Raw genomic sequence first — 23,350 nt, forward strand, 5'->3', positions numbered from 1 at the left:
ATGGCGTTGCACAGTTTCCTTCAGCGCTACCGGGACTATGCGGATACGTACGCCCTGGGTACGGCACTGAAGGCACTTCAGGAAGAAGGCCTCGATCAACTGCCGCTGCCGGGCAGCGGCGAAACCCTGGCCCGCTTCAGTCGGCTGGCCCAGGTGGCCGGCCATGACTTGCGCCTGTGCAAGTTGTTCGAAGGTCATACCGACGCACTGGCGATCATGGCCGAACTCGACAGCCCCGCGCCGCCGCTTGGCAGTACGTGGGGCATGTGGGCGGCCGAACCACCCGCAGCCAAGGTGCGCGTACGGCGCGACGGTCAGTGGCTGATCGTCGATGGACGCAAAGCCTGGTGTTCCGGCGCGGCGGTGGTCAGCCACGGCTTGCTGACTGCCTGGGACGAGGATGATCGGCAGCAGCTGGTGGCCGTGGCGATGGATCAACCCGGCGTCACGGTGTCGGACGAGGGTTGGAATGCGGTAGGCATGGCTGCCACCGGCAGCGTTGACGTTCTGTTCAACGCGGCCAGGGGTATCGCGGTGGGCGGGCCGGGTGATTACCTGTCGCGCCCCGGTTTCTGGCAGGGTGGAGTCGGCATCGCCGCGTGCTGGTATGGCGGCGCGCAACGCCTGGGCGAAGCGCTGCGCACCCACTGTGCGCAACGCTCGGAGCCTCATGCGCTGGCCCATTTGGGGGCAGTTGACAGCGCACTGAACAGCGCCGCTTGCGTACTACGCGCCAGCGCCGAGCAGATAGATCGCGAGCCTCGCGCCGATGCCAGGCAACTGGCCCAACAGGCACGCGCATGTATTGAAGACACCGTCGAGCAGGTCATGCGTCATGTCGGCCATGCGGTAGGCGCCGGCCCCTACTGCAAAGACCCGCACTTTGCCCGGTTGATGGCAGATTTGCCGGTGTATGTGCGGCAAAGTCATGCCGAACGCGACCTGGCTGCCCTCGGCGAACTGGTCACCGGCGACGACTCGGGACGGTGGCAGTTATGAAACCCAATCCGATTGTCGGCCAGGGCACCCCACTCAATCATTGGCAAACCTCGGCACGGCTGGCCGAGTTGCCGCACATCAGCGCCGCGCAGTTGGTACCGCAGGGGCACCGCGCGGTGATCATCGCACCGCACCCGGACGATGAAGTGCTCGGCAGCGGTGGCCTGCTGCAAGGTCTGGCCGTGTTGGAGCGCCCAATCCTGTTGATCTCCGTCACTGACGGCAGCGCCAGCCATCCCGGCTCCAAACGCTGGCCGGTGGCACGCCTGGGCGTGGTGCGGCCGCAGGAGTCGGCCCAGGCCCTGCACCGCCTGGGCCTGCCGTTGCACAGCTTGAAGTGGCTGCGCGGCGGCTTTACCGACAGCAAGGTGGCCGAGCGCGAAGCCCAACTGTGCGAGTTCATCCAGCGTCACCTCAAACCCACCGACATCGTGTTCGCCACCTGGCGCGAGGATGGCCATTGCGACCACGAAGCGGTGGGCCGTGCCAGCGCCAAAGCGGCCCAGGCTGTCGGCGCCACCCTGTGCGAACTGCCAGTGTGGACCTGGCACTGGGCGACTGCCGAAGACCACCGGGTGCCCTGGCATCGGGCGCGCAAGATTGCATTGACGCCCGAGCAAGTGGCACGCAAACGCCACGCGATCCACGCGTTCGCCAGCCAGTTGGAGGGCGACCCGCAGGTCGGCCTGCCGCCGGTGCTGGCACCCTACGTAGTGGAACGCTTGCTGCAACCTTTTGAAGTGGTGTTTGTATGAGTGTGGGCACCCCGTACTTTGATCAACTGTTTGCTGGTAACGACGACCCCTGGGCGTTTCGTCAGCGTTGGTACGAACAACGCAAGCGCGCACTGACCCTGGCCGTGCTGACCCGACCGCGCTATGCCTCGATCTTCGAGCCTGGTTGTGCCAACGGCGAGCTGAGCGCCGAACTGGCGACCCGTTGTGAGCGCCTGCTGTGCTGCGACACCGCTAGCGCCGCCGTGCAACTGGCACAGGCGCGCCTGACCGCGTTTGCTCATGCTCATGTAGAACAGCGCCGGCTGCCCCAGGAATGGCCCGCCGGTCAATTCGAACTGATCGTGTTGAGCGAGCTTTGTTACTACCTTGATGCCAATGATCTGAATCGTCTGATCGATCACGCCCTGGCGGCCTTGACCGATAACGGCCAACTCCTGGCCTGCCACTGGCGCCCGCCCATTGAAGGTTGCCCGCAAACCGCCGAACAGGTGCACGCCCTGCTCCAGCACCGACTGGGTATGCCACCGCTGGTACAGCACCATGACAAGGATTTTCTGCTCGATTTGTGGAGCCGCGATGGCACCTCGGTCGCGCGCCATGAGGGGTTGCGATGATCGGCATCTTGATTCCGGTGCACAACGAAGAAGCGCTGCTGGATGACTGCCTGAGGGCTGCGCAGATCGCCGCCAACCATCCGGGGTTGCACGGGGAAACGGTGCAGATCCTGGTAGTGCTCGACAGTTGCAGCGATGCCAGTGCAGCGATCGCCCAGGCGCATGATGTGCAAAGCGTCCAGGTGCAGGCACGCAACGTAGGGCGAGCCCGAGGCGTCGGCGCACGGCACTTGTTGAACCAGGGTGCGCGCTGGATTTCCTGTACCGACGCCGACAGCCGCGTGGCCCCCGACTGGCTGGTGGCTCAACTGGCCCTGGGCTGTGACGCGGTGTGTGGCACCGTGACCGTGGACGCCTGGAGTGAGGGGTTTGACCCCGCGGCGCAGATTCGTTATCACCAGGCTTACCAGGCGCGTGATGGCCATCGGCACATCCATGGCGCCAACCTGGGCGTGAGTGCCAGTGCCTATGTGCAGGCCGGCGGCTTTGAACCGCTGGAGTGCCACGAGGATGTGCAATTGGTGCGCGAACTGGAACGTTGCGGTGCTTCCATTGCCTGGAGCCATGCGCCGCAAGTGGTCACCAGCGCACGCCTGGATTGCCGCGCCCAGGGCGGTTTCGGCGATTACCTGAAAAGCCTGATGATGGTTTCGTAAAAAAACGACAAACCTGTGACACATCCTTGTCTATGCTGAGAGTGCCTTGCATAGCATCCCAGGATTGGAATGCCGTGCACTCACCGCAGCGGAGCCTGCGCTGAAGTCAAGAGCATTACCCACCGACAAGGACGTGACACCCCATGAAGCCTGCCTCCTCAAGCGAAGGCCGTCGCGGCCCCGCGCAAATCTGGAACAGCGCGCCGCAGTTGGCGCAAATCCCCTGCCTCGCACTGGCTACCCTGGTGCCGCCCGGTGCCCGGGTTGTGGTGATAGCGCCCCACCCTGGCGATGAAGTCCTGGCGTGCGGCGGTTTGCTGCAACTGCTCAGCACGCGCGAGCATCCGCTGAAATTGATCTCCATTACCGATGGAAGCGCCAGCCATCCAGGCTCCCAGGTGTGGCCGGCCAGGCGCTTGAGCGTGGTGCGCCCCCAGGAAAGCGCCGAAGCCTTGCGCCGCCTCGGTATGCCGTTGCACAGCCTCAAATGGATTCGCGGTGGTTTTTGCGACGACGCGCTAGCTGCCCACGAGCAGCCGATGAGCCAGTTCATTGCGCGCTACTTGCAACCTGGAGACGTGGTGTTTACCACCTGGCGCAATGACGGTAATGACGACCACGATGCAGTCGGTCGGGCGAGTGCAAAAGCTTGTAGCCTGGTGGGCGCGCGACTGTATGAACTGGCGATCTGGGCCTGGCATTGGCCGGCACGCGAGGGTGCGGTGATTCCCTGGCAACGCGCACGCAAGGTGCGCCTGGACACCTGGAGCGTGGCGCGCAAACTGCACGCCGCCCATGCCTATGCCAGCCAATTGGTCGGCGACCCGCAGATAGGCTTGCCGCCCATGCTCGCCCAAGTGTTGCTTGAGCGTATGCGCGAACCCTACGAGATCGTGTTCACCTAGGCATTGGCTCGTCTATACCTGTCAGGTTTTACAGTGGCGGCCTTTTCGATCTGCAACTAAGGTGCGACAAGTGCTGCGCCAGTTGAGGTGCAGTCGAGAAAGCCATGCCAACCCATTGCATTGCCCGGTGTTTTCAGATGCAGGTAACTCGTAGTCCCTGATCCGTATCGCGTTCGTTGTTGCCATGGTTTTGAACCGCGCCCGCTGTTCCGGGCGACGGGACATCATTGTGCTCAAGCGAGGACGGATCATGCGCACACGGATAACTTCTTTGTTGTACTCAGCGATTATTCTGACGGCATGGCCGTTTGCCTCGTATGCGGCGTGCACGGTCAATAACACGCCAGGCAACGACACCTCCAGTTGTGACAGCGCCACCGCGCCGGGCTTTATCGATACCGGCGGCGACAACACCCTCGAACTCACCGCCACGGGTCGAGTAAGCGGGAATGTGATCTTTGGAAGCGGCAATGATCACGTGGTTGTCAACGGCCCGAGCGCGGGCATCGATGGCAACCTCAACCAGGGTGATGGCAATAACATTTTCCAGCTCAACCAGGGCAGTATCACCGGATCCATCAGCCAAGGCGCGGGCGCTGATGTGGTGGAGATTTCCGGGGGCCAGGCAGGCGCTGTCAACCAGGGCTCGGGGATCGACCGTTTTGACATGCGCGGCGGCACCATTGCCTCGCTGGAACAGGGCGACGGCCTGGACGTCTTCAACATGAGCGACGGCATCATCACCGGCGGCTTCGACGACGGCGACAATGCGACGATGACCGGCGGCACCATCGGCCGGGTCAACATGAAACTCGATGACAACCGGTTCGATATGTCTGGTGGCCGGATCATCGGCAACCTGGTGACCGGCTTCGGCAAAGACACCATCCTGATTTCAAACAACGCGTTCGTGGGCGGCAATATCAGCGTCAGCGGCGGTGACGATCAGGTGATCATTTCCGGTGGTGAGGTTAACGGGCAAGTGTTGCTCAGCTTCGGTAACGATGAATTTATCTGGTCCGGCGGCAACCTGCATTCCTCCGTGTTAATGGGGGCCGGCGACGATACGGCGCTGCTTCAGGGGCTGGTGGCTGAGCAAGTGGCGGCGGCGCAACTGATAGATGGTGGCGTGGGGATTGACGCCTTGACCCTGGACAACACCAAAACCGCTGATCCCGGCCTGTTTGCCAACTGGGAAAGCATTCACCTGGACAACGGCTCACAAATGAACCTGGGCGGGACGTTGACTCTGGGGGACAGCGAGACTGGCACCGGCGCCCTGCTCATTGATAGCACCAGTTCGCTGCTGGTCAACACGGGCGGGATCAATCCGTTTACCGCCGGCCAGTTGGTCAACGTGACCAACAGCGGCACCCTCGACATGGTCACTGGCAGCACCACCGCCCGTGACACCTTGACCATCAACGGCAACTACACCGGCAACGGCGGGCGTCTGGCGCTGCAAACCGTGTTGGGAGCAGACGACTCGGCCAGCGACAAACTGGTGGTCAGCAGCGGCACACTGCAGGGCAACACCTCCCTGTTGATTACCAACCTTGGGGGCGCCGGCGCGGCGACGTTACAAGACGGCATCCAGATAGTGCAGGCGCTCAATGGCGCCAGCGGGCCTGGCACTGCCTTTACCTTGGGCAATACGGTAACGGCCGGGGCGTTTGACTACTACCTGTTCAAAGGCGCGAGCACGGCTGGAACCGAGCAGAGTTACTACCTGCGCTCCACGATTCCGGTCACACCGCTGCCCGAACCTGAAGGGCCGGTCACGCCAGTGCCTGAGCCGGTGGTTGGAACCCCGCCCCTGCCGTCTAACCCCACTGACAAGGAGGTCCCGATCTATCGCCCCGAAGTACCGCTGTACTCTGTGTTGTTTCCTGCCGCGCAGCAAATCGTGCAGGGCATGCTCGGCACCTATCACGAGCGCATGGGCGATCAGAGCCGGCAACAGCAAACCGGCGGCATGCCGGCAGGTTGGGGCCGGGTCTACGGCAGCAGCAGCCGCCAGAGTCTCGCCGGTGCGGTCAACCCTACGTTGGACGGTTCGCTGACAGGGTTCCAGGTCGGCACCGATGTGTTCGCCAGCCTGCTGGACAACGGCGTGTTGCAGCGCCTTGGGTTCTTCGTCGGTCACAGTCGCCTCAAAGGCAATGTAAAAGGCTTCAACGGCGGCTGGGAGAACAAGGACGCCGGCAAAACTACCTTGCGCGGCGATAGCCTGGGGGTCTACTGGACACTGATCGGCGCCAACCAGGCTTATCTTGACCTGGTGTTGATGGGCACCCGCTTTGATGGCAACAACGAGTCAGCGCGTGGCGTCAAGATGAAAACCCGCGGGCATAACGTTGCCGCCTCCGCCGAAGTGGGCTGGCCGTTCGCGCTGAGCGCTCGCTGGATTCTGGAGCCCCAGGCGCAGTTGATCGTCGGCAAAACCAAGCTCGATAGCCAGAACGACGGTATTTCCGACGTGTCCTATGACGCCGATACCAACGTCACTACGCGCCTGGGTGTGCGCTTGCGCGGCGATTACACCGTTAATGGCCTGCCACTGCAGCCTTATGTGCGTGCGAATGTCTGGCATTCCAGCGCTGGGGACAACAGTGTGATATTCAACGATGTGACGCGTATAGACACCGAACAGAAATCCACCACGATGGATGCCAGCCTCGGGGCAACCCTGCAAGTTGCCCAGGGCATCAGCCTGTACGGTGAAGTCGGTTATGACCGCAACCTGGACAGCAATAGCTTCAACGGCCGCCATGGGACGCTCGGCGTAAGAATGGATTTCTGACCCAGAAACCGCTGTAGGAGCGAGCTTGCTCGCGAAAAACTCACAGACGCCGCGGTCATTCAGCCAACACGCGTTATCGTTGAGATTTTTCGCGAGCAAGCTCGCTCCTACACGGCCATGTAAGACTTTTTCCCAGAGCTTGGATCTGCCACACTGATGCGAATAATTATCAACAGATTTTTTATTCGCCACGGATGGCCTTTGGGAGCCCTATATCCATGTCTGTGCAACAACGCGTCAGCAACGCTTTTTCACCCAGCTCAATGGCGATGGCGATCTGCCTAGCAACCTCACAAGCGGCCCTAGCCGCCGACGCCGAAGCCCCGGCCACCATTGAGCTGGGCGCCACCCAGGTGTCGGGCCAGCAGCTTGGCGCAACCACCGAAGGCAGCGAGTCATACACCACCGGCTCGATGAAGACTGCAACCAAACTGCCGCTGACCCTGCGTGAAACCCCACAAGCTGTCACCGTGATTACGCGCCAGCGCATGGATGACCAGGCCATGACCAGCATCAACGACGTGGTCAACGCAACGCCCGGCTTGTTCCTGAACTACTCCAACGGCCCCGGCCGGCAGGCTTACACCGCACGCGGCTTCAATGTCGACAACCTCATGTATGACGGTATCCCCAGCGGTTACAACGGCGCGTCGGTGGGCGCCCAGCCAAACCTGGCGATGTTCGACCGCGTCGAGGTGGTGCGCGGCGCTACCGGCCTGGTGACCGGCGCGGGCAACCCCTCGGCGGCCATCAACCTGATCCGCAAGCGGCCCCTGGACGAACAGAAAGTCACCCTCACCGGCGCCGCCGGCAGCTGGGATGACTACCGTGGCGAATTCGACGCCTCCAGCCCGCTCAACCCCAGTGGCACCTGGCGCGGTCGCGTCGTCACGTCCTACCGCGACGCCAACAGCTTTATCGACAAGGCCGAGCAGGATCACGGCCTGTTCTACGCCGTCACCGAAGCCGACCTGAGCGAAGACACCACTCTCACCCTCGGCTACTCGAACCAGAAGGACAAGACCAACTACTTCTGGGGGGCTTCGATGGTCGGCCTGGATGGCCATCACCTGGACCTGTCGCGCTCCTACAACCCCGGTACCGACTGGGAAAACAAAGACCAGGAAATCAATACCGTGTTCGCCGAGCTGCGCCAGCGCCTGGCCAATGACTGGAGCCTGCAGGTCAACGCCAATTATTCCGAACAGGACGCATTGTTCTCCGGCTCCTACCAATCGCGCTGGACGAACAAGACCCTCGCCCGCACGGTGTATCAGGCCCGCTATGATGAAAACCAGGCCGGCGTCGACGCCTTTGCCAGCGGCCCGTTTGAGGCGTTCGGGCGCACTCATGAACTGGTGGTGGGCGCCAGCAAGCGCATCTACGACATGACCACTCATAACTACAGCCCATATGAAATGAACTGGCCGATCAATGCCGGCAAACCGAACTTCACCCGCACCAACAACGCTCGTGAAGTCACCACCCAGGACGGTTTCTACCTGACCTCGCGCCTGAGCCTGGCCGACCCGTTGAAGCTGATCCTTGGCGGGCGCCTGGATTGGTATGACTACGACAACCGTGATGGCGACGGCGACTACAAGGTTACCCGCAACCTCACCCGCTACGCCGGCTTGATCTACGAACTGAACGACCAGCACTCGGTGTATGCAAGCTACAGCGACATCTTCACGCCACAGAAAGAGAAGAGCACTGCCGGCACCCCGCTCAAGCCCATCGTCGGCAAGAACTATGAAATCGGCCTCAAGGGCGAATACCTGGGGGGCGCGTTGAATGCGAGCGTGGCGCTGTTCCGCGTTGACCAGGAAAACCGCGCCGTGCAGATCGTTGTGCCGAACTGCCCACAGGCCTCTTGCAACCAGGCCTCGGGGGAAATCCGCAGCCAGGGCATCGACTTCGAACTGCAAGGTGCCTTGACCGAGAACTGGCAAGTCGGCGGTGGCTACACCTACGCGCGAACCCACACCATCAAGGACGATGCCAACCCGCAGAAGGTCAACAAGCAGTTCGACACCGACACCCCCGAACACCTGTTCAAAGTCACCACTCGCTATAACTTCCAGGGCCCACTGGAAAAACTCCGGGTCGGCGGCAACATCTCCTGGCAGAGCCGCATGTACAACGACATCAAGCTGGCCGATGGCAGCACCTACCGGCTCAAGCAAGGCGGTTACGCCGTCACCGACCTGATGGCCGGCTACCGGGTCAACCAACACCTGGACCTGCAAGTCAATGCCAACAACATCTTCGATCGCCGGTACTACCAGTCCATTTCCAACGATGTGGACTATGGCGGCGACTCCTATGGCAGCCCACGCAACATGATGCTGACCGCCAAGTACAGCTTCTGATTCCAGCCTGTACCGTGGGAGGGCCTGCGCCCTTCCACTCAAGTCCCCTTCCCTCCTGCCGATAACCGATTGCCGGATCTGATCCGGTAAAAAACGCTGCACCTGACTTGCTATCGACCAGCGGCCATCGTGGCACGCCACCTGCTTGGTTGCTGACATAACTACATGGAGTAACCGTGAATGCCCCTTCGCACACGCTTTCAGGAGCACTATCGCAAAGCCGACCGCATCATGCTGGCATTGATCTGGCTGATGTTCCTGTTCTCCCTGGGCTTGGCGTTCTGGCATGGCACCTTGCTCCAGGCGCTGATCGTCGGTGGCGGCACCGGCATCGTGCTGACGGCGCTCTACCGTGTCATCGGAGGCACCCGCTTGATGCGTTGCGCACTGGGCGCCGGCTTGATGGTGATGGCGGCGTTGCACATCAATCAGGCGCACGGGGTGATCGAATCCCACTTCGGTATTTTCGCGCTGTTGGCGGTGTTGACCTTCTACCGTGACTGGCTGCCGATCCTGGTGGCGGCGCTGACCATCGCCGTGCACCACTTGGTGTTCCATGCGCTGCAGCACCAGGGTTTTCCGGTGTTTGTGATGGAGCATCACGGCGGCTGGACGATGGTCTTCGTCCATGCGTTTTATGTGGTGATGGAAACCGTCGCCCTGCTGTACCTGGCGGTCCACAGCCAGGCGGAAGCTGTCGAAAGCCAGGAAATGCTTGAGAAGATGCTCGCTGTAACTTCACAGTTCACCGAGCAAAGCGCGCAGGGTGAAGACAAGGTACGCGTGTCCCTGGCCAAGCGCTTCGACCACTTCCTGCAACAACTGACCCACCTGATCGACGGTGTCGCCCGCGACTCCCACGGGCTGGGGCAACTCGGCCAGGAACTGGCCACCGCTAGTGGCACCCTGGAAAAAGGTGCGCGGCATCAACTGGTGCAGATCTGCGAAATGAACGGTTCGATGCAGCGCATGGAGGACGCCATGGGCCACATTACGGTGCAAGTCGAACAAGCCGTCGAACACGCCGGCCAAGCCAGTCAGCAAATTGTTCGCGGCCAGGAGAGCGTCGGCCGCGCCCAGCTTGAAATCAGCCAACTGGCCTCACGCATCAACGGCACTGAATCCACCGTGCAATCGTTGGCCGTGCAGGCCGAGCAAATCGGCTCGGTGCTGGAAGTGATCAGCAGCATCGCCAACCAGACCAATCTGCTGGCCCTCAACGCCGCCATCGAAGCCGCCCGCGCCGGCGAGCAAGGCCGCGGGTTTGCCGTGGTCGCCGACGAAGTGCGCAGCCTGGCACAGCGCACCGCCCTCTCCACCCAGGAAATCAAAACCATCATCGAGGGCCTGCAGCATGGCAGCCGCGAGGCCGTCGAAGCCATGCACGCCAGCCGCGAAGGCGTGGAGCGTTGCGTGCAAGACAGCCAATTGGCGGTGCAGATGCTCCGGGCGGTCGGCGAGGACATCGCGCATATCGATCAACTTAACGGCCGCATCGTCGCGACCACCCGCGAGCAAACCTCGGCGAACCTGGAGATCGTCGGGCGCTTGCAGTCGGTGCAGAGCATCGCCCAAAGCACCGCCGACGATGTCGAAACCCTGGCGCGCAGCAGCGAACGCCTGCCGCCGATTGCAGTGCGCCTGGATGCGTTGGGGCGCAGGTTTCATCCTTGATCCGTCAACCCGAATATCAGCGTAAATGCCGCTCACGCATTGGCGACAGACGTGCTCATTGCAGTGATCAAGGTCGGTTAACCCACCTTGATCACTACCTTCCCAAACGCACCCTTCGCCAAATGCGCGTAAGCCTCACGTGCCTGCTCAAACGGATACACCTGGTCGATAACAGGGCGAATATCGTGTTGGTTGAGGAATTCATTCATCCGGTCGAACGATGACCGAGGTGCTACCGCAATACCGCGAAGGGTTGTCTGCCGAAAGATCAGCGGCATCAAATCAAGCGCCGCCGTCTGACCGGTCAAAAAGCCGATCTGCGCAATCCGCCCGGATGCCTTGGTGGCTGCCACTGACTGGTTGACGCCGCTGCCGCCAGCCACGTCGAGCAACAGGTCGACACCCTTGCCGTCGGTGAGTTTCAGTACCTCGCCAGCCCAGTCCGGAGTGGTTCGATAGTTGATGCCAGCGACCGCGCCCCGGCGTTTCACGGCCTGTAGATTGTCATCGCGGCTTGAGGTTGCAATCACTTTCGCACCCAACGCGGTGGCGATTTGCACGGCGAATATCGACACCCCGCCCGTACCTTGCACCAGCACGGTTTGCCCCGGTTGGATCTGTCCGAAGTCGACCAGCGAATACCAGGCAGTGAGCGCCGCGATAGGCAATGTCGCGGCCTCTTCATCGCTCATGTTGGCAGGTGCAGCCACAGCGCTGTCTTGGTGGATGATCATGTACTCAGCCAATCCGCCCGGTAGCGGCGAGCCAAAGCAGTAATCCGGTTCGTGCGGCCCAGGCGCGCCATCCAGCCAGCGTGAATAAAGATGGGAGTTGACCCGGTCGCCGACTTTGAAGCGAGTCACCCCATCCCCCAGCGCTACCACGGTGCCGGCCGCATCACTCACTGGAATCAATGGTTTGGGGACTTTATGCGGTTCATAAATGCCGTCGACGATGGCCTTGTCGCGATAGTTCAGCGAGACGGCCCCGACCTTGACCAACAACTCGCCAGCCTGCGGTTGTGGGGTGGCTACTTCGCCCAGTTGCAGGTTGTCGAGGCCGAAGTCTTTCAATAACCACGCTTTCATGATGAGTCTCCAAATGCAGGTAATACCCGCAAACCGCAATCGGTTTGCCAGGGGCTCATCATTGGCCAGCGGCGGCGCGCAATAAATACGCAGAAAAAGACAGCTTTGTTCTATCCTGAGACAACAATCACATTCAGGGCTTTCATGCAATTACTCGAATCAATGCGCCTATTCGCCAGGCTGGCGGAGCTCGGCAGTTTTACCAAGGCCGCGCAATCACTGAACATCGGTCGCCCCCAAGTCACCCGGTATATCCAGGAGCTGGAGGCATCATTGGGCGTACGCCTGTTCCAGCGCACCACCCGCAAAGTCGCCCTCACTGCCGAGGGCGAACGCTTTTACGCACGCGTGCAGGACATTCTCGCGGATATCAGCGCCGCCACCAGCATGTTCGACCGCACCGGGGCGACGCTCGCGGGACGTCTGAGGATCGATATCCCGACCGCCTTCGCACAAATGAAATTCATTGATAGTCTCAAGGGCTTCACCGACCGTTTCCCCGGCATCAACCTGGTGCTGGGCGTGACTGATCGGGCCGTGGATTTGGTTGGCGAAGGTATCGATTGTGCGTTGCGCATAGGTAACTTGCCTGACTCCAGCCTCATCGCTCGTCCCATCGCCCGGGCAACCATGGTGACCTGCGCGGCCCCCGACTACCTGCGTGCCCATGGCCACCCAGACACCCTTGAAGCGCTGGCCGGCCATCGAGGCGTCAACTTCCTGTCCGGCCAAAGCAACCGTATATTGCCGTGGCATTTCTCGGTCAAGGGTCATAATCGAACCCTGGTCAGTCAAGCGGGCATTACCGTCACCGAGTCAAACGCCTACGTGCAGTGCGGCGTGTCGGGCTTCGGCATTATCCAGGCGCCCGGCATCACCGTGGCAGAACATCTGCACAGCGGCGCGCTGGTGGAAATCCTGCACGCCTATCGGCCTGCCCCACGCCCGGTGTCGCTGCTGTACCCGAGCCGCACTCACTTGGCGCCGCAGGTGCAGGTATTCATTGAATGGTTGCAGGAGAACTTCGTGCAGCTACAGGCCGAGTGGCTGCACAAGTAAGCCGTAGCGCCACTGAAAACTGTAACAGGCTGCACGTCATCGCTTCCTACCGGCCCACTGCGAAACTCCGCAACCTTCCTTCGGTCGATGCTACAAGAGGCCGACAGTGCCTCAGATGTCTTGTGTGTGTAATGAACGTTGCGGAGACAGCCATGAAAGAAGCCTTCAACGATTTGCCCGGCCCCATAAAGCGACAGGCTGACAGACTCCTTCGCGAGATCGAACTCGCGGGGTCGATGATTCTTGCAGTAAAAGGGGGGGCCAAAGCCCAGGGGTTTGTTCTGGGAATAACCTGCTGCAAGGGGCTGACATCCGAGCGCTGTGAGCAACTGGCAAGCCATTTTGACAGCATTGTAGAGCGCAAGCTGAGGTCGCTGACACTCGGGTTTTAGCGTCAGCGGGATGAACTCTGTCGGCACGCAGAGTGGATCAATGCTATCGCTACCCCCGGCCGCGCTTTTAAAGCTGCGAACAACCTCCTACACTGCCGGGAATTTCCCTGCATCTGCGCAGCCTCGCTCTTGTGCCCTACCCTTCAGGATTACAGACATGCGCCTGGCCGATTTCATCCTTGAGCACCTCGAACCGATTCTGCAAGCCTGGGAAGATTTCGCCAGAACCCTCGACACCCCGGGCGAGGATCTCGACAGCGTGGCGCTGCGCGACCATGCCGAGCAGATGTTGCGAGCCATCGTCAGCGACCTGCGAACCAAACAGACCCGCCAAGAGCAAATCGCCAAGGCCCAGGGCCTGGCCCCCGCGGAGGAGCAGGAGACCGCGGCAGAAATCCACGCCATCACGCGGTTGATGGCCGGCTTCACCATCGATCAGATGGTGTCGGAATACCGCGCCCTGCGCACCAGTGTGGTCAGCCAGTGGATGCGCCAGATCAAGGACGGCACGCCGATCAACGTTGACGACATGACCCGTTTCCACGAGGCCATTGACCAGGCGCTCGCCGAGTCCATCGCCAGCTATTCGCGCGCGGTCGAGGCATCGCGCAACGTGTTTCTGGGCATCCTCGGCCACGACCTGCGCACGCCGCTCGGCGCGATCCTGCTGGGTGCCGACATGCTGCGGCGCTCACAGGATGCGGGCCCCAAGGCGAACAAAGTGGCCAATCAGATCTACACCAGTGTGCGCCGAGCGAGCAAGATCGTCGGCGACTTGCTCGACCTGACCCGCTGCCAGATGGGGCCGGGCATTCCGGTCAGAACGGCCGATATAGATCTCTCACCGCTTTGCCAGCGTGTCGTAGAAGAAATCCGCACGTTTCATCCTGAAGCGATCATCCTGTTCGATTCGAAGACCCAGGCGTCGGGCCAGTTCGACGGCGCCCGAATGGAGCAGGTGTTCTCGAACATCGTCAGCAACGCCGTGCAGCATGGCGACACCACGCGGCCTATCCAGGTCGAGTTGGGGTTACAGGAAGATTTCGCGGTATTTTCCGTGCACAACAGTGGAGAGGCGATACCTGAGGATGTGCTGCCGTTCATCTTCAACCCGATGGGCCGCTTCTCTCAGCGTACTGCCGTCAATCACGGCCCCACAGAGGGCTTGGGCCTGGGCCTGTTCATCGCCTCGGAAATCGTCGCGTCCCATGGCGGATCGATTGAGGTCAGCTCTGATACCGAACACGGCACGGTGTTTCATGTGCGGCTTCCCCTCAATTCGATAGCCTAGGTATCAACACAGCTTCGGCGCGACCCTGAACCGATGGGAAGGGGCAAGCCCTAATGCCAGTCAGTTAAGCGAACGAAATGCTCAAAGCAGCGCAGATCAAATGTGGGAGCGGGCTTGCCCGCGAAGACGTCGGCCCCCACCGCTTTCGCGAGCAAGCCCCCTCCCACAGGAGATCTACGTTTAACTGACCGGCATGGTTATATTCTGAACCCGGTCAACAAGAACAAGTCGATTTGGTTGACGACGCAAGGGCTGGAGCGAGGCCGGCAACTGGCTGATCGGTTGTTTGGAACAAAAGCTCAGGTAAAGGACAACCTGTAGCGCACCTCCACCAGCGTGACGCCGCCCCTCTCAATCTTGAGTTCGCTGCCTGCGTCCTCGACACAACCGACCCTGCGATAAAAGCGCATGGCCCGCTCATTGCGGGCCAGAACCCAAAGCGTCAGGCAGTCATACCCCTGCTGAACCAACGCCTGCAAACCCGCGTTCCACAGCGCCAGCCCGACGCCCGTTTGCCAATACCTGGCCAGAACATAGATGGCCATAACCTCCCCTGCATTTGCCCCGGCGACCTCTTCGTCACGGCTGGCGCCAACGGCTATCCACCCGACAATCTGCTGGTCCACCTCTGCGACCCATACTTCCGGTTCGCCCGCTGTTATCGAGCGACACCAATAGGCTTCGCGCTGAGCCAGGGTGGCTTGCAACCCGTTCAAGTAGTCGGTGGGCATCAGGTCGCGATACGCCTCTTGCCAGCTGCTGATATGCACTTGGGCAATGGCGTTTGCGTCGGTGGGTAATGCTCTGCGAATCATGCGGGCTCCTTCCCTCGTGCACTGAATCTTGTCTTCGCAGTGTGCCTACGGGCCTATGACAAAATCAGTTACGCCGGGGATGAAATAAAGATCTTGCGCTCCGGCACGCAGATGCACTGCCAGCCTCATTGCTGTCCCTGCCGACTGCCCCTATCCTCAACGCTCTCATCCGACCAAACCCGGAGCCGCCATGGACCTCGCCACCCTCGCCCTCTTCTTGCCTGCCTGCTTCGCCCTGAACATGGCGCCTGGCCCCAACAACCTGCTGTCGGTAAGCAACGCCACCCGTTACGGCTACCGCACCTCCTGCCTCGCAGGTCTCGGTCGGTTGCTGGCCTTTGCCTGCATGATCGCCCTCGCCTCCGCCGGGTTGGCGGTGGTGCTGCAAACGTCGGAGTTGTTGTTTTACGGGATCAAGATACTTGGCGCGGCGTATCTGTTTTATCTGGCGTATCAGCTATGGCGTGCGCAACCACAGGCAGAGTCACAAACAGCCGCTCACCAGGTCGGCTTATGGGCCCTGGCACGGCAGGAGTTTCTGGTGGCGGCGGGCAACCCGAAAGCCATCCTGATCTTCACCGCTTTCCTGCCGCAGTTCGTGGTACCTGGCCAACCCATCACCGCACAGTTCGCCCTGCTGGGCGCGATGTTCCTGGCCCTGGAATGGATCGCCATCAGCGCCTACGCCTACATGGGCCTGCATATGCGCCGCTGGTTTGCCGAGCCAAGGGGCAAGCGCATCTTCAATCGTTGCTGCGCGGGGTTGCTGTCAGCGGCGGCGGCAGTGTTGTTAACGGCGCGCAGGGCGTAACCCAACCACTGTCGAAGACCGCCAACGTTGGCACGGGGTGCCTGGATAAAAGGTGGCGCTCTTGGGTTTGCGTGTGCACGTTGACGCAGACAGGCATTGACGTAAAATCGCCACCCCAAAAATTCAGCGCGCACAGCGAGAAGGAGCTTCGATGCGACGGGTGATGATTGTGGGTCAACCTGGGTCAGGCAAAAGCACCTTGGCGCGCAAACTTGGTCAGTGCACGGGTTTGCCGGTCGTTCATATCGACACTATCCACTGGCAGCCAGGATGGATCGAACGCAGCCGCGACGCGAAGACTCAGCTTTGCCTTGAGGTCGAGGCCCGTGAACGCTGGATATTCGAAGGTGGGCATTCAACCACTTGGGACAACCGGCTGGCCCGCGCAGATCTGGTGATATGGATTGACCGTTCGGCGACGCTCCGATTCTGGCGCGTATTGCTCAGGACGCTGCTCAAACGCGGTCAGACTCGGCCTGACTTGCCGGAGGACTGCCCCGAACGACTGGCGAACCTGCCGGAGTTTTTTAGATTCATGTGGCAGACCAAAGAGTCAGCACGAGTAAAGATGCAACAACTCGTGGAGGCTGCCCCACCCGCCTGCCGTGTGGTTCATCTGCGGTCCAATCGGGACACCCGGATATTTCTTGCGAGCATTGGACGTTCGACTGGCCGGACAACGCCAGATTGATCGACGGCTGACGGCTTCACTCCGTCGTTAATGTTGCCGCACCCCGCATAAGCGTGGGTGCTCAACATCAATAACATCGCAATGATGCACCAGGCGGCGTCATTCCTTGGTCAAATCAACCAACGGCGTCTGCCGCACCTCAGTCTCACGCCCATCCTGAATTTCGCTGACCTGCTTCAAAGCCTTATCCACAGCGGCCTTGTCCGCCAACAGGCTGTAGCTGATGCGGAACTGCTTGTGTTCCTTCGGCCCGATTGTCGGCACCAGATTCAGTGGCCGCTGATAACGACGGTTGTAGGAAAAACTCGTCCCCGGCTCCAGCCCCGTGACATAGCCCTGGCCTTGGGTGTCGGTGTTTTTCCAGAGGGAAAATACCGGCAGTGTCTGCGTATTGAAGCCAACCGAAACGCCCAGGCTGCCGGCCTTGTTATGCAGCACGGTCAAGGTATCGCCCTTGGCATCGGCATATGGCACCACGTTGTAGACCGTTTCGTCATAGTCCTTGGTCGGTGCGCGATAGGTTTGCCAGTCGGCCAATTCGCCCTTGGCCTTGTCGTTGAACGGCGACACCTGCTTCACCGGCGCGACGAACTGCGCGCCCTGCTCCAGGAACGGGGTGCTGAAGTTACTGTGATACAGCGCCTGGTATTCCTTCGGATAGTCGCCGTTGTTGGTCAGGGTGTCATTGAGGGCAAACACCACACTGCCGGGTTGAGTGACCAGTTCGGTCGCGACAGAGAAGTCGACCTTCTTGAACGCCTGCTCTTTCAGCTCGCCGCGCAGGGTGATGGCATACGGTGGTTTTTCATCGATATGCAGCGTGACTTTATTCGCAGGAATATTGGCGGCCCGCCCGTGCAGGGTCAGCAGTTCGCCGTTGTCGATGCCGGGGTGGCCGACCCACTCGTAGCCGCAGCGGGTGACCAGCTCGTTGAAACCTTCCAGCCAGCCCAACCCACCGCGGCCATTGAGCTCGATGAACGACGGATTGACCACTTCCTTGACCGGCGAATCCCAACCCATCCGCACATCGCCGACCGAAGCCTGCAACACGTTCATACCGCGAGTCGGCACCACCGAAAGCTTCATCGTGCCGTTATCGATATCAACGATGCTCACCCCCTCCTGCCGACCACCGTGCAAGGTGCGCAGGGTAACGCTGAAGGGCTTGTCGGTTTGTACGCCGAGCTGCTGGCTGGTGATCTGCCAGTTCTGGGCGGCTTTGTCGGTGTCGAGCAGCACGTAATCCCAGGCCATGGCGTGGGAGGCAGCGGACAGTGCGCTGAGGGCAACGAGGAGTTTTAGCGGGGTCATAGCGGTCGCCTTTCTTGGAGTTGTGTGCGATTTATAAACTCGATGAAACGTTTCAGCAAGCTTAACAAGCGAGATGGAGCGGGGAAATGCCAAGAAGAGAATGAGGCTAGTCAGGAATAGACTGGAGCGAAAAAGTGGGGTGAGCGGCTTTCTTTAGCTTGGACAGCAAGCCGTCTTTATTCTCAGGCTGATGCGTAGGGTCAGGAACGATGATGGCGTATCGACATCGTTTTCAGATATGATCAGGAGGCCCTTGGCGCCCGGAAGCAGGAATTCACGCCGTACTCTTATTGAGCCAAAAGCTACGACTCTCGATGCGATAAATTAGATGCTTGTGTTTCAATTTTTTTAAAATGCCCTCCTGACGTGTGACTTAAAGAGTAAGCAATGACGAATAAGCTATACATAAAGACCCTAGCAGCACTACTTGTTTTTTCTCTGACTGGCTGCAGTAACACGCAAAATGACAGAGCGGATTATACTGTGAAGGGCATAGGCGAAGAAATAAGATGCATTGCGCCACCCGCGGACATAGTAGAAACGCTTAACAAGGGTAATTTAGACCTCAGCCTTAAACTTAAGGAAATTCAAAAAATAGCACTCAACTCAAATATTGGCCTTGAAAAAAAGTTCGAAAAAATAAGAGATATCGACCCTCAACTTCAAACTGTCGAGACGGTGCATTATAGGTTTTGCGTGGAATATGCAAACGGAACGTTCACTAAAGAGGAATACAAAGAAATTATACGAGGGCTTCCCGTGTACAACCTCGGTTCCAAAATCCCACCTCCAAGCAGTAGCTCCACCGCACCTAATATCGATTTACCCCAAAAAAGCCCAATTGCCCCGGGGGGTACATGGATTGAGGAGTCTTTGGGTCTGGCGGTAAAAGTCGGTGGAATCGGCGGCGCCTGTTTGTCACCTTGCACGCCTATAATAAAGGCACACATGGAAATAAAAACATCCTCCTACATAATGCCAAACTATGAGGCCGTTGCAGGATCTGCAATAGCGTTCACGCACAACAATAAAACGTACAGCCTTACCGTTATGGAAATCAAGACAAAACCTGCCTATATAGTGATTTACATAGATGAGATCAAGACCTAGAAAGCAGATACTCCTCGGGATGCTTTTTTCGACTGCCAGGCAACTGCATATATCGATGCCAGAGGCAAAATAACTGGCCCACACACTCGCCAAACTTGACGACAACTATCATTTTTGCAACTTGGCCGTAACTAAATCTCTCTTGCAACGCGCGTCCCTCAACCCCGCTTCAGCAAATGGCAGCTTTGCGCCGAAATCCGCCTGTGCCCCCCTTCCAAAAGATTAAAACCCACCGAGTCAATCTCCATGCCTCTCCACCAAAAAATCCACAAACGCCCTAACCCGCGCCGGCATCGCCCCTCCCCCCACAAACACCGCATGAATCGGCTCCACATCCCCCGGGTTAAAGTCCTCCAGCAACACCACCAACTCCCCCCGCTTCACCTCCTCCACCACACTAAACGCCCCAATACGCGCAATCCCCGCCCCCAGCTTTGCCAACTGTGCCAATACCTCGCCACTGTTGCCCTCAATCGTCCCCGCCACCTTCAACGAAAACTCCCGCCCATCCGCCCTGAACGGCCAATCCGGCGCCGCGCGGCGGAAGTTGAAGCGCAGGCAGTTGTGCTGGAGTAGATCCTGCGGCGTTACCGGGGTGCCATGTTTTGCCAGGTAGTCCGGTGAGGCGACGATCACCTGTCCGGTGGAGCCGATATGGCGGGCAGTCAGCGGGCTGTCGGCGAGGGGTCCGAAGCGGATGGCGACGTCGGCCTGGCCGCCGAGTATGTCCACCACCTCATCGCCGAGCATCAGGTCCACGACGATCGCCGGATAGCGGGCGCTGAAGGCGGCGATCAGCGGGACGATGGTCATGCGGCCATGGGCCAGTGCGGCGCTGACTCGCAGGCGGCCGCGTGGGGTGCCCTGGTCGGTGATGGCGTCTTCGACTTCGGCCATGTCTGCGAGGATGCGCCGGGCGCCGCGCAGGTAGGCTTCGCCTTCGGCGGTGAAGGTGATGGCTCGGGTGGTGCGCAGCAGCAGTCGGGTGCCGATGCGCTTTTCGGTGCGGGTAATGATGCGGCTGATGGACGATGGCGTCAGCCCCAGGGCTCGCGCCGCGCCCGACAGGCTGCCGTGCTCGGCAACCATGGCGAACACTTCCATCTCTCCTGACCGACCGCCGATGTCCATTTGTGCCTCCTGCGCAAAGCTGTAGTTCCCGAGCAAGGGCTACTGCTTAAAAAGGCTGGATTGTAGCATTCGGCACACAGATGAGGAGTCAACCATGCGTATCAATCCACCCCTTGTAGCCTTGTCCATCGGTGCCTTCGGCATCGGCGTCACGGAGTTTGCGCCCATGGGCATGTTGCCCGGTATTGCCGCCGATCTTGGCGTATCCATTCCAGCCGCCGGACTGCTGGTGAGTGCCTATGCCATGGGCGTGCTGATCGGCGCGCCGATCATGACCCTCGCCACGGCGAGAGTGCCGCGTCGTTATTTGCTGATCGGGCTGATGGCGATTTTTACCCTGGGCAATTTATTGTCGGCGCTGGCCACCAACTACCAGACCTTGATGATCGCAAGGCTGGTGACGTCGCTGAACCACGGGGCGTTTTTCGGCATTGGTTCGATTGTGGCAGCCAGCGTGGTAGCGCCGGAGAAACGCGCGGGAGCGGTCGCGGCGATGTTTCTCGGGCTGACCTTGGCGACCATTGGCGGCGTGCCGCTGGCGACCTGGTTTGGCGAGAACTTTGGTTGGCGCACGGCGTTCTGGGGTATCAGCGGCCTCGGTGCGGTGGTAATGGCGGCGCTGTGGTGGGCGTTGCCGAATGCACCCGCGCCTAAAGGCGGCAGCCTGATGGCGGAAATCCGCGTATTGGGCCGCGGGCCGGTGCTGGCCGCGTTGGCGCTGACGGTGGTGGGCTCCAGTGCGATGTTCACGGTGTTCACTTACATCGCGCCGATTCTGCGCAACGTCACCCACGCCTCGACCAACTTCGTCACCGGGATGCTTGTGCTGTTCGGTATCGGGCTGACCCTGGGCAACGTGTGGGGCGGCAAGTCGGCCGACCGCTCGGTGGACCGTACCTTGATCACCTCGCTGGTGGTGTTGATTGCCGTGCTGCTGGCCTTCTCGGTGCTGATGCAATGGCCGCTACCTGCCGCCGTGTCGATCCTGCTATGGGGTGCCGCCAGTTTTGCGCTGGTACCGCCGTTGCAGATGCGTGTGATGGAGGCCGCCAAGGATGCGCCTAACCTGGCGTCGGCGATGAACATCGGCGCGTTCAATTTTGGCAATGCGATTGGTGCGGCGTTGGGTGGCGCGGTGATCAACGCCGGTCTGGGCTACCCGGCCATTTCCCTGGCCGGTGCAATCATGGCGGGCCTGGGCTTGCTGATGGTGCTGGGTTTGGCCTGGCGCTCGCGGCGTGCGGGTTTGCGCACTTGCCGGGAAGCTGTGCAAGCCTGAACAGCAGGCTGGAAAGCCTCACCCAACTGCCTTATAACTACGCCCTTCAGTCAAGGAGACGCGTAATGAAAACCATGGTAGTGGGCGCCAGCAAAGGCCTGGGCAAGGCGCTGATCGAGGGGTTGGGCGAACCCGGGGATACGCTGATCGGTGTATCCCGCAGCCGTCCAGAACAGCTCAACCACAAGGCTGATGTGCAGGTGCATTGGATCGAAGCCAACCTGGCCGAACCCGCCAAAGCTGCCCAGGCCATTGAAGCCTCGGTGGCCGAGAGTGGGCTGGATACCTTGATCTACAACCTGGGTATCTGGGAAGAATTTGCCTTCGACCCGGCGTACAACTTTTTGGCCGACAGTGATGAGCAGCTCGAAGCCATTGTCACGCGCAACATCACCGCTACCTTGCTGCTGATCAAACGCCTGCTGCCGGTGCTGCTCGACAGCGCCAACCCACGGATCATCCTGACTGGCTCGACCTCCGGCCTGCCGCAAAGTGGCCGCCCGGAGGTGGCCTTCGGTGCCTCCAAGTTTGCGTTGCGCGGGATTGCCGATGCCTTGCGTGAAGGCTATCGGCATCAGCGCCTGGGCGTGACCTGCCTGAACCTGGGCTACCTGAACACCGAAGACCCGTTGAGCACACCGCTCGCAGTGGCGGCGCAACGCGGTGAAGGCCAGTCGATTCCGGTGCATGACGTGGTGCAAGTGGTGCGCATGACGCTGAACTTGTCCCCGGCCAGTTTCGTCAAGGACATTACCTTGCCGGCGATCCTGGATGAGCGGTTCTGAACGGGGCGGAACGCCCGCGGTTATCGTCTAGACTTCACGCACCTTCCAACCCGAGGAGCCTTGCGATGAACAACAAAAATACGATCTGCCTCTGGTACAACAACGATGCCCTGGAGGCGGCGACCTTCTACGCCAACACCTTTCCCGAGAGTAAAGTGGGGAACGTTCACCATGCGCCTGGCGACTACCCGGCCGGCAAGCAGGGCGAAGTGTTGACCGTGGAATTCACCGTGCTGGGTATCCCCTGCGTCGGCCTGAATGGCGGCCAGATGTTCAAGCACAGTGAGGCGTTTTCCTTTCAGGTGTCTACGGATGACCAGGAAGAAACCGATCGCTTGTGGAATGCCATCGTCAACAATGGTGGGCAGGCAAGCGCCTGCGGCTGGTGCAAGGACAAATGGGGGTTGTCGTGGCAGATCTCGCCACGGGTGTTGGTCGATGCGGTCACCAGTAAAGATCCGGCCGTGGCCAAGCGTGCATTTGAGGCGATGATGAAAATGACCAAAATCGACATCGCTACCATCAACGCCGCCATTGCCGGGAACTGAACTGTGGGAGCGCTCGAGCCTTAGCGAGGCCGCGATGGCGGTGGGTCAGGCAATGAATACCGACAGCACCGCCGCCATCGCAGGCAAGCCAGCTCCCACATTTGGATCGCGTGGCGTCAGGTAGGTATGGGTCGGCAATCCGACAAGCCAACTCCCACCTTTGATCTTCAGTGCAATCCTGAATTGCGCGCCCTCCCCCATGCGCCAAAAAAAGTCATGCATCGGACCGCCCGGTTGCGACCCGGGCGATACCGGCCTATGTTTCAAGCCATGCTG

At 60.3% G+C, this 23,350-nt stretch carries 22 protein-coding genes and 1 pseudogene; 18 read left to right on the top strand and 5 right to left on the bottom strand.

The annotated features are described in order from the left end of the window. From FW800_RS05500 to FW800_RS05535, 8 genes and pseudogenes are all read left to right on the top strand, one after another. Positions 1-999 carry an acyl-CoA dehydrogenase gene (locus tag FW800_RS05500; RefSeq protein WP_446437169.1) on the top strand — a complete coding sequence of 333 codons (999 nt, stop codon included), beginning with the start codon at positions 1-3 and terminating at the stop codon, positions 997-999. Then, positions 996-1,754, top strand: a complete 759-nt coding sequence (locus tag FW800_RS05505; protein ID WP_032880935.1) for a PIG-L deacetylase family protein — start codon at positions 996-998, stop codon at positions 1,752-1,754. Before FW800_RS05500 ends, FW800_RS05505 begins: the two co-directional genes overlap by 4 nt. Then, entirely contained in the window at positions 1,751-2,350 is a 600-nt protein-coding gene (locus FW800_RS05510) for an SAM-dependent methyltransferase (protein ID WP_446437170.1), read from the top strand. Before FW800_RS05505 ends, FW800_RS05510 begins: the two co-directional genes overlap by 4 nt. Beyond that, complete coding sequence (locus FW800_RS05515) at positions 2,347-3,006, top strand: glycosyltransferase (RefSeq protein ID WP_446437171.1); 660 nt, start codon at positions 2,347-2,349, stop codon at positions 3,004-3,006. The genes FW800_RS05510 and FW800_RS05515 overlap by 4 nt, the downstream gene beginning before the upstream one ends. Positions 3,007-3,149: 143 nt before the next feature. Further along, positions 3,150-3,911, top strand: a complete 762-nt coding sequence (locus FW800_RS05520; protein WP_005788016.1) for a PIG-L deacetylase family protein — start codon at positions 3,150-3,152, stop codon at positions 3,909-3,911. A 250-nt stretch (positions 3,912-4,161) separates the two neighbouring features. Beyond that, positions 4,162-6,714 (top strand): autotransporter family protein, encoded by a 2,553-nt coding sequence (locus FW800_RS05525; protein ID WP_446437172.1) that lies wholly within the window; start codon positions 4,162-4,164, stop codon positions 6,712-6,714. A 218-nt stretch (positions 6,715-6,932) separates the two neighbouring features. Next, positions 6,933-9,086, top strand: coding sequence for a TonB-dependent siderophore receptor (locus tag FW800_RS05530; RefSeq protein ID WP_446437173.1), 2,154 nt, complete (start codon positions 6,933-6,935; stop codon positions 9,084-9,086). A gap of 1,167 nt (positions 9,087-10,253) precedes the next feature. Further along, positions 10,254-10,760: pseudogene (locus FW800_RS05535) on the top strand (methyl-accepting chemotaxis protein); the annotation flags it as partial. Positions 10,761-10,837: 77 nt separating this feature from the next. Here the strand turns inward: FW800_RS05535 and FW800_RS05540 are convergent. After that, the gene (locus FW800_RS05540; protein ID WP_148853957.1) at positions 10,838-11,848 is read right to left on the bottom strand and encodes a zinc-dependent alcohol dehydrogenase family protein; all 1,011 of its coding nucleotides are present in this window, start codon (positions 11,846-11,848) and stop codon (positions 10,838-10,840) included. Positions 11,849-11,992: 144 nt separating this feature from the next. Between FW800_RS05540 and FW800_RS05545 the strand changes: the two genes are divergently transcribed. From FW800_RS05545 to FW800_RS05560, 4 genes are all read left to right on the top strand, one after another. Beyond that, positions 11,993-12,907 (top strand): LysR family transcriptional regulator, encoded by a 915-nt coding sequence (locus tag FW800_RS05545; protein ID WP_103735035.1) that lies wholly within the window; start codon positions 11,993-11,995, stop codon positions 12,905-12,907. A 152-nt stretch (positions 12,908-13,059) separates the two neighbouring features. Next, positions 13,060-13,299, top strand: a complete 240-nt coding sequence (locus tag FW800_RS05550) for a hypothetical protein (protein ID WP_032880922.1) — start codon at positions 13,060-13,062, stop codon at positions 13,297-13,299. Positions 13,300-13,456: 157 nt separating this feature from the next. Beyond that, positions 13,457-14,590 (top strand): ATP-binding protein, encoded by a 1,134-nt coding sequence (locus FW800_RS05555; RefSeq protein ID WP_446437174.1) that lies wholly within the window; start codon positions 13,457-13,459, stop codon positions 14,588-14,590. 102 nt (positions 14,591-14,692) lie between these two features. Beyond that, a complete protein-coding gene (locus tag FW800_RS05560) occupies positions 14,693-14,911 on the top strand; it encodes a DUF6429 family protein (RefSeq protein WP_446437175.1) in 219 nt (72 codons plus the stop codon). Here the strand turns inward: FW800_RS05560 and FW800_RS05565 are convergent. Then, a complete protein-coding gene (locus FW800_RS05565) occupies positions 14,890-15,405 on the bottom strand; it encodes an N-acetyltransferase family protein (protein ID WP_446437176.1) in 516 nt (171 codons plus the stop codon). The genes FW800_RS05560 and FW800_RS05565 overlap by 22 nt on opposite strands. Positions 15,406-15,595: 190 nt before the next feature. Here FW800_RS05565 and FW800_RS05570 point away from each other — a divergent pair, with 190 nt between their 5' ends. Both FW800_RS05570 and FW800_RS05575 read left to right on the top strand, forming a co-directional pair. After that, on the top strand, positions 15,596-16,216 hold the full coding sequence (locus FW800_RS05570) for a LysE family translocator (RefSeq protein ID WP_446437177.1): 621 nt from the start codon (positions 15,596-15,598) through the stop codon (positions 16,214-16,216). Between the two features lie 151 nt (positions 16,217-16,367). Beyond that, positions 16,368-16,907, top strand: coding sequence for an AAA family ATPase (locus FW800_RS05575; protein WP_446437178.1), 540 nt, complete (start codon positions 16,368-16,370; stop codon positions 16,905-16,907). Between the two features lie 99 nt (positions 16,908-17,006). Here FW800_RS05575 and FW800_RS05580 read toward each other — a convergent pair whose 3' ends face one another. Further along, positions 17,007-18,221, bottom strand: coding sequence for an aldose 1-epimerase family protein (locus FW800_RS05580; RefSeq protein ID WP_446437179.1), 1,215 nt, complete (start codon positions 18,219-18,221; stop codon positions 17,007-17,009). 387 nt (positions 18,222-18,608) lie between these two features. Between FW800_RS05580 and FW800_RS05585 the strand changes: the two genes are divergently transcribed. Further along, entirely contained in the window at positions 18,609-19,331 is a 723-nt protein-coding gene (locus tag FW800_RS05585) for a hypothetical protein (protein ID WP_446437180.1), read from the top strand. Positions 19,332-19,568: 237 nt separating this feature from the next. Here the strand turns inward: FW800_RS05585 and FW800_RS05590 are convergent, their stop codons facing one another. Next, positions 19,569-20,462 carry a LysR family transcriptional regulator gene (locus tag FW800_RS05590; protein ID WP_446437197.1) on the bottom strand — a complete coding sequence of 298 codons (894 nt, stop codon included), beginning with the start codon at positions 20,460-20,462 and terminating at the stop codon, positions 19,569-19,571. 94 nt (positions 20,463-20,556) lie between these two features. On the opposite strand from FW800_RS05590, the gene FW800_RS05595 reads away from it, so the two are divergent. The 3 genes from FW800_RS05595 to FW800_RS05605 all read left to right on the top strand — a co-directional run bounded on the left by FW800_RS05595 (position 20,557) and on the right by FW800_RS05605 (position 23,074). Further along, positions 20,557-21,741, top strand: coding sequence for an MFS transporter (locus FW800_RS05595; protein WP_078821260.1), 1,185 nt, complete (start codon positions 20,557-20,559; stop codon positions 21,739-21,741). A 65-nt stretch (positions 21,742-21,806) separates the two neighbouring features. Further along, positions 21,807-22,526: an SDR family NAD(P)-dependent oxidoreductase gene (locus FW800_RS05600; protein ID WP_446437181.1), complete on the top strand. Its 720-nt coding sequence runs from the start codon at positions 21,807-21,809 to the stop codon at positions 22,524-22,526. A gap of 65 nt (positions 22,527-22,591) precedes the next feature. Continuing rightward, the gene (locus tag FW800_RS05605; protein ID WP_446437182.1) at positions 22,592-23,074 is read left to right on the top strand and encodes a VOC family protein; all 483 of its coding nucleotides are present in this window, start codon (positions 22,592-22,594) and stop codon (positions 23,072-23,074) included. 45 nt (positions 23,075-23,119) lie between these two features. Here the strand turns inward: FW800_RS05605 and FW800_RS05610 are convergent, their stop codons facing one another. Continuing rightward, a complete protein-coding gene (locus FW800_RS05610; RefSeq protein ID WP_446437183.1) occupies positions 23,120-23,296 on the bottom strand; it encodes a hypothetical protein in 177 nt (58 codons plus the stop codon). Between the last annotated feature and the right edge of the window lie 54 nt (positions 23,297-23,350).

This window comes from Pseudomonas sp. 910_23 (assembly GCF_052850795.1).

What these genes read in the sequence shown, in the direction of transcription:
- FW800_RS05500 (WP_446437169.1), top strand. Translation starts at nt 1, where the DNA reads ATGGCGTTGCACAGTTTCCTTCAGCGCTACCGGGACTATGCGGATACG.
- FW800_RS05505 (WP_032880935.1), top strand. Translation starts at nt 996, where the DNA reads ATGAAACCCAATCCGATTGTCGGCCAGGGCACCCCACTCAATCATTGG.
- FW800_RS05510 (WP_446437170.1), top strand. Translation starts at nt 1,751, where the DNA reads ATGAGTGTGGGCACCCCGTACTTTGATCAACTGTTTGCTGGTAACGAC.
- FW800_RS05515 (WP_446437171.1), top strand. Translation starts at nt 2,347, where the DNA reads ATGATCGGCATCTTGATTCCGGTGCACAACGAAGAAGCGCTGCTGGAT.
- FW800_RS05520 (WP_005788016.1), top strand. Translation starts at nt 3,150, where the DNA reads ATGAAGCCTGCCTCCTCAAGCGAAGGCCGTCGCGGCCCCGCGCAAATC.
- FW800_RS05525 (WP_446437172.1), top strand. Translation starts at nt 4,162, where the DNA reads ATGCGCACACGGATAACTTCTTTGTTGTACTCAGCGATTATTCTGACG.
- FW800_RS05530 (WP_446437173.1), top strand. Translation starts at nt 6,933, where the DNA reads ATGTCTGTGCAACAACGCGTCAGCAACGCTTTTTCACCCAGCTCAATG.
- FW800_RS05540 (WP_148853957.1), bottom strand. Translation starts at nt 11,848, where the DNA reads ATGAAAGCGTGGTTATTGAAAGACTTCGGCCTCGACAACCTGCAACTG.
- FW800_RS05545 (WP_103735035.1), top strand. Translation starts at nt 11,993, where the DNA reads ATGCAATTACTCGAATCAATGCGCCTATTCGCCAGGCTGGCGGAGCTC.
- FW800_RS05550 (WP_032880922.1), top strand. Translation starts at nt 13,060, where the DNA reads ATGAAAGAAGCCTTCAACGATTTGCCCGGCCCCATAAAGCGACAGGCT.
- FW800_RS05555 (WP_446437174.1), top strand. Translation starts at nt 13,457, where the DNA reads ATGCGCCTGGCCGATTTCATCCTTGAGCACCTCGAACCGATTCTGCAA.
- FW800_RS05565 (WP_446437176.1), bottom strand. Translation starts at nt 15,405, where the DNA reads ATGATTCGCAGAGCATTACCCACCGACGCAAACGCCATTGCCCAAGTG.
- FW800_RS05570 (WP_446437177.1), top strand. Translation starts at nt 15,596, where the DNA reads ATGGACCTCGCCACCCTCGCCCTCTTCTTGCCTGCCTGCTTCGCCCTG.
- FW800_RS05575 (WP_446437178.1), top strand. Translation starts at nt 16,368, where the DNA reads ATGCGACGGGTGATGATTGTGGGTCAACCTGGGTCAGGCAAAAGCACC.
- FW800_RS05580 (WP_446437179.1), bottom strand. Translation starts at nt 18,221, where the DNA reads ATGACCCCGCTAAAACTCCTCGTTGCCCTCAGCGCACTGTCCGCTGCC.
- FW800_RS05585 (WP_446437180.1), top strand. Translation starts at nt 18,609, where the DNA reads ATGACGAATAAGCTATACATAAAGACCCTAGCAGCACTACTTGTTTTT.
- FW800_RS05590 (WP_446437197.1), bottom strand. Translation starts at nt 20,462, where the DNA reads ATGGACATCGGCGGTCGGTCAGGAGAGATGGAAGTGTTCGCCATGGTT.
- FW800_RS05595 (WP_078821260.1), top strand. Translation starts at nt 20,557, where the DNA reads ATGCGTATCAATCCACCCCTTGTAGCCTTGTCCATCGGTGCCTTCGGC.
- FW800_RS05600 (WP_446437181.1), top strand. Translation starts at nt 21,807, where the DNA reads ATGAAAACCATGGTAGTGGGCGCCAGCAAAGGCCTGGGCAAGGCGCTG.
- FW800_RS05605 (WP_446437182.1), top strand. Translation starts at nt 22,592, where the DNA reads ATGAACAACAAAAATACGATCTGCCTCTGGTACAACAACGATGCCCTG.
- FW800_RS05610 (WP_446437183.1), bottom strand. Translation starts at nt 23,296, where the DNA reads ATGCATGACTTTTTTTGGCGCATGGGGGAGGGCGCGCAATTCAGGATT.